Raw genomic sequence first — 12,809 nt, forward strand, 5'->3', positions numbered from 1 at the left:
GGCGCGTACTGCCTGTCTCGTATGCGTACCGGTCCGGCCGCGGTGCGCAGGACGGCGCGCGGCGAGGGCCTGATGGCGGTGGGCATGGCGGTGATGGCGCTGCCCGCGTCCGCCGTGGCGCCGCCCGCGTGGTCGCCCTGGCTGTTCACCGCGGTCTTCGGCCCGGCCGGGCTGTGGGCGCTGGCCCGCCGCCATCTGCACCATGCCGTGGGCATGGCGGCGATGGTCTACATGGCGCTCGCGATGGCCGGTATGAGCGGGACGCACGGCGCCGGCGGCATGGCCGGGATGGCCGGAATGGCGGGCGCGGGCGGCATGGACGGTATGAGCGGAGGGGCGCATGCGGCCCCGGCCGGGGTGCCGCTGCTGACCGGAATGCTGCTGGCGTACTACACGGTGTACGTGATCGCCGCCGGGATCCGGCTGGTCCCGGCCGCCGGAACGGCCGCCGGAACGGCCACCGGTCCGGCGGCCGGAGCGGCGGCCGGACCGCCCGTCGTGCTGCGGGCCTGCCAGGTGGCCATGGGCATCGGCATGCTCGCCATGCTGCTGGCGCTGTGAACGCCCGGGCGGAGCCGGGGCATGCCGTCCTCGTCGGACCGTGGAGGCCGCACCGCTCCGAATCGGCCACGCGCGACACCTCCGCCACGCGTGGCGTGCGTCACATCCTCGGTGCGACCGTACCAACCGGTAGCGGGCCGCTCATAGGGTGACGGCATGATGGTCCCCCTCGCGCTGATGGTTCTCGGCGTGCTGGCCGCGGCCACCGCGCCCCGGCTGATGGCCCGTTCGGACTGGCCCGACCGCGAGCCGGTACTCGCCCTGTGGGTGTGGCAGTGCGTGGTCGCCGGAGTCCTGCTGTGCTGTGTGCTGGCCATGGCGCTGACCGCCGCCGCCGCGTGGGAGCAGGTCCGCAGCCCGGTGTTCGGACCGGCCCCGCGGGCGGTCGTCGAGGCGTACGCCCTCAACACGTACGGGCCCTGGGCCGGGGTGCTGGCCGTCCTGCTGGCGGGCGGCGGCGCGTGGACGGCGTTCGCGCTGACCCGCGAGGTGGGGGCGGCCCGCGCCCGCCGCAGGCAGCGCCGGGCCGATCTGCTGCGGCGCTCGCCGCTGCTGCCCGGCGAGGGCCCCCGCGACGGCCGACTGGTGGTACTGGAGGACGGCCGCCCGGGCGCCTGGTGGCTGCACCACTCCTCGCCCCAACTGGTCATCACCACCTCGGCGTTGCAGCGCCTGAGGGGGCGTCAGCTCGATGCGCTGATCGCTCACGAGCAGGGTCATGCCCGGGCCCGGCACGACGTACTGCTGCACTGCGCGTCGGCGCTGGCCGTCGGCTTCCCGCAGATCCCGGTCTTCGCCGCCTTCCGCGACCAGGTGCACCGGCTGGTCGAGATGGCCGCCGACGATGTCGCCTCACGCCGGTTCGGCCGGGTCACGATAGCGCTCGCCCTGGTCCAACTGAACGAGGACCGCGGGGTGTTCGGCCCCTGCCCGGACCAGCAGGCGCAGGTCCCGCAGCGGGTCGACCGGCTGCTGGCCCCGGCCGCCCGCTTCACCCCGGCGCGGCGGCTGCGGATGACCGCGTGCGCGCTGCTGGTCCCCGCGATCCCGCTGCTGGTGACGTTCATGCCGGGCCTGCGCGCGCTGACCTGACCGACCGCCGCCGACCCGCGAGGATGGCGACCATGACGACGAGCGAGGACGACGGCACCCCCGGGACCGCAGGCCGGATCCGGGGTGTGCTCTTCGACTTCTCCGGCACCCTGCTGCGTATCGAGTCGGCCGAGTCCTGGCTGCGCGCGGCCCTGGCTGCGTCCTGTGCGGCCGGTGCGTCCGGTGCCGCTGTGCTGGACGACGCCGAGATCGCCCGGCTGGCCGCCGCACTGGAGCGCGCCGGCGCCCTCCCCGGTGGCGCCTCCCCCTCCCTGGCCGAGCTGCCCGCCGGGCTCCGCGCGCTGTGGGAGGTCCGGGACCGCGACGCCCGTTGCCACCGCGCGCTCTACACCGCGCTGGCCCGCCGGGTCCCGCTCCCCCGGCCCGAGTTGCCCGACTCCCTCTACGACGCGCTGTACGACCGCCACCGCACCCCGGACGCCTGGATCCCCTACCCCGACGCCGCCGGGGTGCTGGCGGAACTGCACCGCCGCGGTATCCGTACCGGCGTCGTCAGCAACATCGGCTGGGACCTGCGCCCGGTCCTGCGCGCCCACGGCCTCGACCGCTATCTGGACGCCTGCGTGCTCTCGTACGAACACGGCCGCCAGAAACCCGACCCGGCCCTCTTCGCCCTCGCCTGCCGGGAGCTGGGCCTCGCCCCCGCCGGCGTCCTGATGGTCGGCGACGACCGCACCGCGGACGGCGGCGCCACGGCCCTGGGCTGCGCCTACCTGCCGGTGGACCATCTGCCCGTGGACCGCCGCCCGGACGGTCTGCGGCCGGTGCTGGACCTGGTCGGCTGAGGCGGGGGCGGGCACCCGCGCGGCGGGGAGCGCCGTACGGGACCGGCCACGGCCCAGCGGACGGGCGCTACGCCCCCGCCGTCTGCCCCGCCGCCCACTCCCGCAGCGCCGCGAAGTCGTCCGGCCGCAGCCCGGTGGCCGGATCGACGCGGTAGGGGAGGGCGGCGCCCGGGTGGTGGCGGGCGATCCACGCCGTGTCCCGCCGACCGATCTCGTCGTCCACCCAGGCGAACGGCCGCCCGGCCGCCACGTCGACGAGGTGCCGGGTCTTCCAGTGCACGCCTTCCGGGTCCCGCTGGTGCAGCTGCGGCCAGTGCACCACGGGCAGTTCCGGCAGGCCCAGCACCGGCGCTATCCAGGCGTTCGCCTCCGCCTGCCAGGTCGTGGCCCAGACCAGCCGGCAGCCCAGCCCCATCAGCAGCGGACCGTGGTCCGGATTCAGCCATACCCGCAGCGGCGGGCGCGGCGGCTCCCAGCCGGTGGGACGCATCCGCAGCGCGGTGTACCCGTCGGGACGCCGGTGCGGCTTCGCCATCCACGGGTTGAGCGGTCCGTCGACGTCCAGGAAGAGGACCGGCAGCGTGGGCTCCATCGCGTGATGATGCCCCGCCGGGCGCGGAAGCACGTGTTCCGCCGGTCCCGATCGGCGTCGCGCGCCGGCGCCGGGACGCCGACCGCCCGGCGCGCGGCGGCTTCCGGCCGCCGGCAGGGTGTGTGATCGTCGGGGCACAAGCCGCCCCGGACACACCCTGTTCCGTACCCCGCAGGAGGTCAACTCCCCATGTCCGCCGCCTATCTTGACGCGCTCTTCTCCCTCACCGGCCGCCGGGCCCTGGTCACCGGAGGCAGTTCCGGGATCGGCCGGGCCATCGCCGAGGCCCTGGGCCGCGCCGGGGCCGAGGTGGTCCTGATGGCCCGCCGGGAAGGTCCGTTGCGCGCCGCCGCCGGGGAGTTGCGGGCGGCGGGCTGCGCGGTGGGCTGGGTCGCCGCCGACCTGGGCGACCGGGACGCGCTGCGGGAGGGCGCGGCGGAGGCGGTGCGGCGCTTCGGGGAGCCCGACATCCTGGTCCATGCCGCCGGCGTCAACCCCCGCCCGCCGATGGGCGAGTTGAGCACCGCCGACTGGGATCGCACGATGGCCGTCAACCTGGATGCCGCGTTCCTGCTCGGGCAGCGCTTCGGCCCCGGGATGGCGGACCGCGGCTGGGGGCGGATCCTGCACATCGCCTCCCAGCAGTCGGTCCGGGCGTTCGGCAACAGCGGTGCGTACGGGGTCTCCAAGGCGGGGCTCGCGGCCCTGACCCGCTCCCAGGCGGAGGCGTGGTCCCGGCACGGCGTGAGCGTCAACGCCCTGGCGCCCGGCTTCGTCCACACCCCGCTCAACGAGGCGGTCTTCGCCGACCCGGTGCGCGCCGCGGCGATGGCCGGCCGCACGATGGCCCAACGCAACGGCGAGCCGGCCGATTTCGCGGGCGCCGCGGTGTTCCTGGCCGGTCCGGGTGCGGCGTACGTGACCGGCCAGACGGTGTTCGTGGACGGCGGCTTCTCGGTCACCTGACGCGCCCCGGCGCATGGTTATGCAGGTCGCGAACTCTTTTTGCAGTTAACGGTGTTCGACATTCGGCCATTCAACGACACCCGGCCGACGCGCACTAAAGCCGCTTGGTGAGGTACGTCACCACGACCAAAGGAACCGGATGGATGCGTGGGGCATCCACTGTAATGCGTCTGGTATAAAAAACCCGTTGACGACGGAGTCGGTCGTCACCCGGAACATCGTTCATGACATAACATCACCGATCGAAGCGGTCGCCATCGAAAGCCGCTCCGGAGAAGCCCCGACCGGGATTTCCCGAGCGGCCCGCCGCTGACACCACGCCAAGAACTGGCGCCGCACACCCCGTGGCGCCAGTTGCTTCCGAATGCCAAAAAACAGGAAACCAATGCCCGTTCAACAATTAACGGAACTCATACGCTTCGTGCGGCGCAACTCGCCGTTCTACCGGGAGCTCTACGCGGGACTCCCCGACCGCGTGGACGAGTTGACCGCTCTGCCGGTCGTCCCCCAGGACGCATTCTGGCGGGCCAACACCCCGCGCGAGAACCGTCTTTTGACCGGACCGCTCGACGAGGCGGTGGTTTTCAAGAGCGGCGGCACCACCGGCTCCCCAAAGTTCTCCGTCTATACCCGTGAGGAATGGCGGGAATTCACCTCCGCGTTCGGTGGTGGACTCGTCGAGGCCGGGCTGCGCCCCGGCCACCGGGTCGCCGACCTCTTCTACGCCGGCGAACTCTATGCAAGCTTCACCTTCATCCTGGATTCCCTCCACCGCGCCCCCGTCGCCAACGTCCGGCTGCCGATAGGAGGCGCCGCACCGCTCGAATCAACGGTGCACACGCTCGAGGAATTCGACGTCGATGTGATCGCCGGCACGACAACGACGCTCTGCACCCTCGCCGACCATCTCGTACGGTCCCGGCGCCAACTTCCCGGCGTGCGGATCCTGTTCTTCGGCGGCGAGGGGCTGTACGAGGACCAGCGGCCGCTGCTCCGCAAGGCGTTCCCGCGGGCGCAGGCCCGCTCCATCGGCTACGCCGGCGTCGACTCCGGGCTTCTCGGCCAGGCCGTACCGGGCACCGACCCCCGCGTCCACCGGGCGTTCACGCCGCACACCGTCGTCGAGATCCTCGACGAGAACACCGGCGAGCCCCTCACCCGCGAGGGCGTCGCGGGCCGCGTCGTCGTCACCGACCTGCGCCGGCGGCTGATGCCCGTCATCCGCTACCCCGTGGGCGACCGGGCCGAATGGACCGACACCGCCGCCGGGCACTTCCGGATCCTCGGCCGGGCCGACGAAGGCGTCCGCATCGGCGCGGTGTCCCTCTACACCCAGGACGTGCACGACCTGGTGCGCGCCGCCGACCCGACCGGCCTGGTGATCGGCATCCAGCTCGTGGTACGCCGCTGGGACGGCCGGGACGGGCTGGTCCTTCGGCTGGCCGTCGACGGGGATCCGGCCGGCGGCGACGCGGAGGCGGCGGGGCTCGGGCATCTGGCCGGCGCCATCGCCAAGGAGATCCTCGCGGCCCGGCGGATGTACGCCGAGGAGGTCGAGGCGGCCCGTATCCACCCGCTGACCGTGGAGTGGGTCCGGCACGGCGAGCTGGCCGTCAACCCGCGTACCGGCAAGCTGAAGCGGGTCATCGACGAACGGCCGCACTCATGACGTCGGTTGCGGCCCCGCGCCGCCTCCCGGTCGTGCTGCGCAACCGGGCCTTCGGGGCCGTCTGGGCCGCGCAGGTGCTCACCCAGGCCGCGGGCCGGATGTTCCAGGTCGGCGTGGTGTGGTGGCTGGTCAGCCAGGCCGCCGGCGGCGAGGGCGGTCGCGGCCTCGCGTCGGGCGCGTTCCTCGCGGTGAGCACGCTGCCCGCGGTGGCGCTCGCCCCGCTGGTGGCCACCGTCATCACGCGCTGCCCGCACCGCACGGTGCTCGGTTCGGCCGCCGCCGTGGCGGGGCTGGTCGCCGCCGCCACCGCCGGATGGTCGTACGCCGCCTCGCCCCCGACGGTCGTCGCCTACGGGGCCGCGCTGCTGCTGGCCGGCTGCCAGGCCCTCTTCGACCCGTGCCTGACCACGTCGGTCCCCGAACTCGTCGACGACGCCGACATCGAGGCCGCGACCGGGTTCGAGCTCGCCACCCAGTCCCTGGCCGGCCTGGCCGGCGGACTGCTCGGACCGCTCGTCGTGGACGCCTGGGACCTGACCGGCATCGTCTCCGGATGCGCCGGCGCGTACCTCGCCGCCGCCGCGCTGGTGGCCCTCACCCGCTTCCCGCGCGGGACCGCGGTGGGGGACGCCGACGCCCCGTCCGACGGTGCGGCGCCCCGGCGGACGCTCCGTCAGATCCTGGCCGACCACCCGTTCATCCGGCGGGTGCTGCTCTGCTTCGCCGCGACGAACCTCTTCACCACCGCGATCTACGTTGTCATGCCGCTGTACACGCGGTCCGTGCTGCACGCGAACGGTTCCACCGTGGCCGCGCTGGAAGCGGCCCTGGGCGTCGGCACACTGCTCGGCTCGTTCACCGGCGCGCGGCTGCCGGGATCGGCCACCACGCTCGGCGGGGCCTGCCTGGCGCTGATGGCCGCGGCCCTCGGCACGCCCGGCCTGCTCGCCGACCGGACCGCGGCCGTCGCGGCCCTGGTCGTCGCGGGCTGGTGCGTGGGAGCCATCGGGGTGCGGTTCGTCGCGCTGTTCCAGCGGCTGGTCCCGGCGGAGGACAAGCCGGGCTTCTTCGCCATGATGCAGGCGCTGCTCGGCGCGACCTTCCCGCTGTCCTCACTGGTCTTCGGCGCGCTCGGCGACCACCTGTCACCGCGGACCCTGTGCCTCCTCCAGGCCGCCGGGCTGGTCCCGCTCGCCGCGGCGCTGTGGTGGTCCGGCAGGCGTACCGCGGGCCCGCCGGACACTTCCGCCGGCGCCCCCTCGGAGGCCCCCGGTGCCGCCGCCACCACCGCGCCGCTGGAGGACGCCCGATGACCGCCACGATCCTGCCGGCCGCGCCCCAGGACATCGCCGAACTCCGGCAGTTGTACTTCGACGTGTACGGCCACGGCTATCCGGTGGCCCTGGGCAGCGACCCCACCGAGATGCACCGCCTGATCACCGACCCGCACTGCCACTGGCTCACCGCGCGCCGGACCGACACCGGCGAACTGGCCGGGTCGGTGGTCGTCCAGACCGACCGGGGCAACCGCGTCGGCAAGCTCGTCGGCCTCGCGGTCCACCCGCGCCACCGCCAGCACGGGCTGGCGGGCCGGCTGACCGGTGCGGTCACCGCCGACGCCTTCGCGACCGGTGCGCTGGATTCCGTCCACACCACCGTCCGCATGGTCACCCAGGCCCCGCAGCGCGTCGTCGCCCGCAACGGGTACCGGCCGCTCGGCCTGCTGCCCAACGCCGCGGACGTGTCCGGCTGCGAGACCCTGGCCCTGTTCGCCTGCTACGCCCCCGGGGTCCTCGACCGCCGGGAGCCGGTCGCCGCCGTCCCCGGCGCGCTGCTGCCGCTGCTGGGCGCCGCCGAGGAGAGCACCGGGATCTCGTACGCGTGCGGGGAGCTCCCCCGCGCCACCGCGGAGCCGGCCGCACCGCTGAGCCCCAGCGGCGGCGGCACGGCCCCGGGGGCGCTGCTGGCCCCTCCCGCGGCCCCGCACACCAAGACCCGTACACCGATGGAAGTGATCACCGCGCCCGGCTTCGTCCGCCGCCGCTTCCACGAACGCTTCCCCGACCCCGCGGGCGCCTACTCCCCGCTGCGCACCCCGAACACCGTACTGACGCCGCCGGACGGCGAGTTCGAGATCTACGCCGACCTCGACCCGGCGGCGGGCAGCTGCGCCCTGGTCGCGGTGCAGCCGTCCGCGTCGGCCGCCACCGCGGCCCTCGATTCGGTCATGGCCGCGCTCGGCCGGGCCGGCGCCGACTACGTCGAGACGCTGGTGCCGCTGTCCGACACCGCCGGGCTGCACGCGTTCCTCTCCGCCGGTTTCGTGCCCAGCGCGGGCTACCCGGCCATGCGCCGGATCGGCGACCGCTTCCACGACTACGTCGTCCTGTCCCGTACCGACCGCCAGATCGACTTCCGGACCACGGCCGTCAGCCCGCTGCTCCAGCCCTACCTGAGCGCGTACCTGACCGCCTGGGCGTCGACCTACCTGCCCCACCACGAGGTTGTCCGATGAACCCGCATCTCGCTCCCGTCGAGGTCCCCGACCCGGTGGCCCTCGCCGCCGTCCAGCGCCTGTGCGACATCCCGTCGCCCTACACCAACGGCCCTGAGACGGACGCCCTGTTCGCCGCCGCGATGGCCGAGTCCCACGCCTGGCACGCCGAACGCTCCCCGCTCTACCGCTCGCTCCTCGCCGACACCCCGGAGGCCCCGGCCCCCACCGTCGGCGAGCGGACCCGCACCCCGCTGCTGCACGCCAACTTCTTCAAGCGGCACGAGGTGCTCTCCGTCCCGCGCGACGAGGTCTTCCTGCACCTCACCTCGTCCGGGACCACCGGGCAGAAGTCGCAGATGTTCTACGACCGGTGGACCATCCGCTCCGCACAGCGCATGGTGGCCCGGATCTTCGAGCACTACGGCTGGATCACCCCCGACCAGCCCGTCAACTACCTGCTCTACAGCTACGAGCCCGCCCCCGAGGTACGCCTGGGCACCTCGTTCACCGACAACTACCTGTGCGACTTCGCCCCCGCGCGGCACACCACGCACGCCCTGCGGCACACCGGCAGCGGCCATGAATTCGACGTGCACGGCTGCATCGCCGCCCTCCGGCGCTACGCCGACGACGGCCTGCCGGTGCGGATCCTGGGCTTCCCGGCGTTCCTGCACTTCACCCTGGAGCGGATGCGCGCCGCCGGCCTGCCGCCGCTCCAGCTCCCGGAAGGCTCGCTGGTCGTCCTCGGCGGCGGCTGGAAGGGCCACGCCGACCGGCAGATCGCCAAGGAGGACTTCTCCGCCGAGGTGACCCGGCAGCTCGGCATCCCCCCGGAGCGGATCCGGGACACCTACGGCTCCGTCGAGCACTGCGTGCCCTACATCGAGTGCGCACACCACCGCCTGCACGTACCGGTCTGGTCCCGTGCCGCCGTACGGGACACCCGCACCCTCCAGCCGCTGCCCTACGGACAGCCGGGCTACCTGCACCTGGTCTCCCCGTACATCACCTCGGTCCCGGCGCAGAGCGTCGTGATGGGCGACCTGGCCTCACTGCACCCGGGGGACGCCTGCGGCTGCCCCCTCACCACCCCGTGGTTCACGATCCACGGCCGCGCCGGGGTGAGCCGCAACCGCAGCTGCGCGGTGGCCGCCGCGGAACTCCTGAAGGGAATGGCATGACCTCCGAACTCCACTTCTGGCAGGGCGCGTTCATCGACGGCGCCGAGGCGGCCGGCCGGCTCGCGGAGCTGCCCGCCCTGGTTGTCCGCGCCCTGGCGGAGCCGCTGTCGACCGAGACGGTCCTGGCGGCCTGCGACACGCTCAGCCGCGCCCTGCGCACCCCGGACGGCGCGGTCCACACCCGGCTCATGGGCCACCTGACCGGCGCCGGGGACGCGACCGGTGCGGGGCGCGGCGTCCCGCCCACCGGCCACGAGGAAGCCGCCGCCACCCTCGCCGAGATCGCCGACGCCCTCGCCCGGCCGGCCCTCGAACGCAAGGTGCGCCGCGAACTCGGCGGACCGCGCCCCGAAAGGCTCACCCGCCCCGACGCGCGCGAGACGACCTACGAGGCATGGGCACCGGTCGGCCTGCTCGTCCACATCGCGCCCGGCAACGCCGCGGCGGTCGCCCCGCTGAGCGTCGTGGAGGGCCTCCTCGCGGGCAACGTGAACGTCCTCAAGACCAGCAGCGGCGACACCCCGCTCCCCCTGCACCTGCTCGCCGAACTCGCCGCCGCCGACCCCACCGGGGCGGTCGGCCGCCGGATCGTCGCGCTGCGGTTCCCCTCCAGCCGCCAGGACCTGATGCGGCTGATGTGCGCGCCGGCGGACGCGGTGGCCGTATGGGGCGGCGAGGGCGCCGTGGAGGGCGTCGCCTCCCTCGTTCCCCCCGGGTGCCGGCTCGTCGAATGGGGCCACAAGATCTCGTTCGCCTATCTGGCCCGCGACGCCTGGACGGACCGGGCCGCCCTGACCGCGCTCGCCGCCGACGTCTGCCGGTTCGAGCAGCAGGCGTGCTCCAGCCCCCAGGTCGTCTACCTCGACACCGGGGCCGACGAGACCGGGTCCGACGACACCACGACCGGCGACGCCGGCACCCCGGGGGCCTCCCCCTCCGCTGAACTCTTCGCCTTCGCCGAGGAGTTCGCCGCCGTACTGGACGAGGTCTCCGCGAAGTTCCCCGTACCGGCGGGCGTCACCGACAGAACCGACCGCGCTCAGGCAGCCGAGCAGGCCGAGATCACCACCACCGAAATGGTCGCCCGCGCCGAGCAGCACCTAGGGCTGACCAAGGTCATCACCGCCGGCGACGGCAGCTGGCGGGTCCTCGCCGACACCCGCCCGGCGCTCGCCGCCTCCCCCCTCCACCGCACCGTCTGGATCAAACCGCTGCCCCGCCGCGAGATCACCGCGACGCTGCGGCCGATGCGCCGCTACCTCCAGACCGCCTCCGTGGGCGGCAGCCGTACCGACATCGCCGCGCTGGCACGGACGCTGATCACCGCGGGCGTCCAGCGCGTCACCCCGCTCGGCGCCATGCTCGACAGCTACCACGGCGAGCCCCACGACGGCGTCTACGCCCTCCAGCGCTACAGCCGGCGGGTCAGCGTGCAGGCCACCGGCGCGGAGTTCGCCGCCACTCCGTGCCTCGACGACCTGATCGCCCCTGCCACCCCGCCCGCCGCACCCACCGGCTCGCTCATGGACAAGGCGGCGGCCCAGGACCAACTGCGCTCCCTCGCACCGGAACACGCCCAGCTGTACTTCCGCAGCGGCGGGACCACCGGCGCCCCCGCGCTGTCCGTCTTCACCTGCGACGACTACGACACGCAGATGCGCGCCTCGGCGCACGGCCTGCTCGCCGCGGGCTTCGACCCGGCCCACGACCGCGCCGCCAACCTCTTCTTCTGCGGCGGCATGTACGGCAGCTTCATCAGCTTCTTCTCCATCCTCGAACGCCTCGGCGCCACCCAGATCCCGATGGCCGCCGGCCCCGACCACGAGGCGATAGCGGAAGCCCTCGTCACCTACCGGGTCGACACCCTCTTCGGGATGCCGTCGTACCTGTGGCAGCTGTTCCACACCCAGGGCGAGCGGCTGCGCTCCTACGGCGGCATCCGCAAGGTGTTCTACGGCGGCGAGCACTTCACGAGCGAGCAACGCCGCATCCTCACCGAGACGTTCGGCGTGGAACTCATCCGCTCCGCCGCGTACGGAAGCACCGACCTGGGCCCGCTCGGCTACCAGTGCACCCACGCCCGCGGCACGGTGCACCACGTCCTGACCGACCTGCACACCCTGGAGATCCTCGACCCGCAGCAGGACCGCCCGGTCCCCGCCGGGCAGCCCGGGCGGCTGGTCTTCACCACCCGCACCAGAGCCGGCCAGCGCCTGGAGCGCTACGAGATCGGCGACCTGGGCCGGGCCGTCGACGGTGTGTGCCCCTGCGGCAGCCACACCCCCCGCATCGAACTCCTCGGCCGCTACGGCGATGTGTTCCGCATGGGCAGCTACCACTTCAACTACCGCCGCTTCACCCAGGTCGCCGAGGAACACCTCGGCTACCGCGGCGAGATGCAGCTCGTCCTGACCTCACAGGCCGACCGCGAACACCTCACCGTCCGCCTGGACAGCCGCTACGCACCGGACCCGGACGAGGCCCGTACGGCGCTGCTCGACCGGATCCCCGAACTCGGCGCGGCAGCCGGCACGGAGGCGCTGCTGACCTGCACGGTCGAGACCGCCCCCACCGGCGCCTTCGAACGCACCCCGACCAGCGGCAAGCTGCGCACCGTCATCGACCGCCGCGCAGCGACCGCCTGACGCCCCAGCACACCGGCACGGGTCGGGGGAGGCCGCGGCGGGGAGCCGCTGCCTCCCCCCTCCCCCACCCACCAGCCGTACCGTCAGGCCCGCTTGGCGTTGCGCGGCAACCGGGCATGGAACCCGTTGCCGTCGAGGCGTGACGCTCCGCCCTTGTCGTCGATGGTCGGTTCGTTGACCTCCTCGCGGCTGGAGAGGAAGACCTTGTGCCCTTCGGTGTCCGGGCCCAGGTACAGGCCGACGTGGTCGAGGCGGTCGCCCGTGCGGTGGTCCATCGTGAAGAACACCAGGTCTCCGGGCTGGAGCACGTCGATGTGCTGCGGGCGCTCGTACCACGGGGCGGGACCGGACAGCGGGATGACCTCGGCACCGAGGTGGGAGCGGCCCATGCCGTTGGTGGTGCGGGGCAGGCCGTCGCCTCTGCCGTCGCCGGAGGCCAGCAGGTAGCGGGTCCGGTAGCCGAACACCATCCCTATGAAGCCGGAGCAGTCGACGTCACGGCAGCGGACCGCCTCAGGCTGCTTGGTGGTGCCGTCGCGGAAGGTGTAAGGGATGCCCAAGTGGTCGAAGAAGTCGGACTGTTCGAGGACGACCCGGGTCGCGGTGTGCGCGGCCTCGTTGAAGATGCGGGCCGGTGAGCGGACGGACGGATCTATATCTGCCGTCCGTTGCGGTGGGCGAACCCGCGTCCCACACGAACGTGCCGGCCACGTCCTTCGAAGGCCCCGCGGTCGCGGCCGAGTTGCGCCGCCACGCGTCGTGATGCTGCCGGACTACATGATGCCCGCGGCCTATGTGCC

The 12,809-nt window shown here is 73.7% G+C and carries 10 protein-coding genes and 1 pseudogene; 9 read left to right on the forward strand and 2 right to left on the reverse strand.

Annotated elements, in window-relative coordinates; translation table 11 throughout:
- The 3 genes from ACO1BR_RS12305 to ACO1BR_RS12315 form a co-directional block, all read left to right on the forward strand.
- Window positions 1–561: DUF5134 domain-containing protein (locus ACO1BR_RS12305; RefSeq protein WP_426795088.1), on the forward strand; the 561-nt coding region annotated here is incomplete at its 5' end.
- 156 nt (window positions 562–717) lie between these two features.
- Window positions 718–1,653, forward strand: coding sequence for a M56 family metallopeptidase (locus ACO1BR_RS12310; RefSeq protein ID WP_426795089.1), 936 nt, complete (start codon window positions 718–720; stop codon window positions 1,651–1,653).
- 32 nt (window positions 1,654–1,685) lie between these two features.
- Window positions 1,686–2,459, forward strand: coding sequence for an HAD family hydrolase (locus tag ACO1BR_RS12315; RefSeq protein WP_426795090.1), 774 nt, complete (start codon window positions 1,686–1,688; stop codon window positions 2,457–2,459).
- Between the two features lie 67 nt (window positions 2,460–2,526).
- On the opposite strand, the gene ACO1BR_RS12320 is transcribed toward ACO1BR_RS12315, so the two are convergent.
- Window positions 2,527–3,051: an HAD domain-containing protein gene (locus ACO1BR_RS12320; RefSeq protein ID WP_426795091.1), complete on the reverse strand. Its 525-nt coding sequence runs from the start codon at window positions 3,049–3,051 to the stop codon at window positions 2,527–2,529.
- Window positions 3,052–3,240: 189 nt separating this feature from the next.
- Here ACO1BR_RS12320 and ACO1BR_RS12325 point away from each other — a divergent pair, with 189 nt between their 5' ends.
- The 6 genes from ACO1BR_RS12325 to ACO1BR_RS12350 all read left to right on the forward strand — a co-directional run bounded on the left by ACO1BR_RS12325 (window position 3,241) and on the right by ACO1BR_RS12350 (window position 12,009).
- A complete protein-coding gene (locus ACO1BR_RS12325) occupies window positions 3,241–4,017 on the forward strand; it encodes an SDR family NAD(P)-dependent oxidoreductase (protein ID WP_426795092.1) in 777 nt (258 codons plus the stop codon).
- Between the two features lie 385 nt (window positions 4,018–4,402).
- Window positions 4,403–5,686: a phenylacetate--CoA ligase family protein gene (locus tag ACO1BR_RS12330; protein WP_426795093.1), complete on the forward strand. Its 1,284-nt coding sequence runs from the start codon at window positions 4,403–4,405 to the stop codon at window positions 5,684–5,686.
- A complete protein-coding gene (locus ACO1BR_RS12335; RefSeq protein ID WP_426795094.1) occupies window positions 5,683–6,999 on the forward strand; it encodes an MFS transporter in 1,317 nt (438 codons plus the stop codon). Before ACO1BR_RS12330 ends, ACO1BR_RS12335 begins: the two co-directional genes overlap by 4 nt.
- Entirely contained in the window at window positions 6,996–8,201 is a 1,206-nt protein-coding gene (locus ACO1BR_RS12340; protein ID WP_426795095.1) for a GNAT family N-acetyltransferase, read from the forward strand. Before ACO1BR_RS12335 ends, ACO1BR_RS12340 begins: the two co-directional genes overlap by 4 nt.
- Window positions 8,198–9,364, forward strand: a complete 1,167-nt coding sequence (locus tag ACO1BR_RS12345; RefSeq protein ID WP_426795096.1) for an acyl-protein synthase — start codon at window positions 8,198–8,200, stop codon at window positions 9,362–9,364. The genes ACO1BR_RS12340 and ACO1BR_RS12345 overlap by 4 nt, the downstream gene beginning before the upstream one ends.
- The gene (locus ACO1BR_RS12350; RefSeq protein ID WP_426795097.1) at window positions 9,361–12,009 is read left to right on the forward strand and encodes an acyl-CoA reductase; all 2,649 of its coding nucleotides are present in this window, start codon (window positions 9,361–9,363) and stop codon (window positions 12,007–12,009) included. Before ACO1BR_RS12345 ends, ACO1BR_RS12350 begins: the two co-directional genes overlap by 4 nt.
- Before the next feature lie 83 nt (window positions 12,010–12,092).
- Here the strand turns inward: ACO1BR_RS12350 and ACO1BR_RS12355 are convergent.
- A pseudogene (locus tag ACO1BR_RS12355) lies at window positions 12,093–12,596 on the reverse strand (NlpC/P60 family protein); the annotation flags it as partial.
- Window positions 12,597–12,809: the final 213 nt, after the last annotated feature.

This window comes from Streptomyces sp. YGL11-2 (assembly GCF_050054615.1).
Lineage (GTDB): Bacteria > Actinomycetota > Actinomycetes > Streptomycetales > Streptomycetaceae > Streptomyces.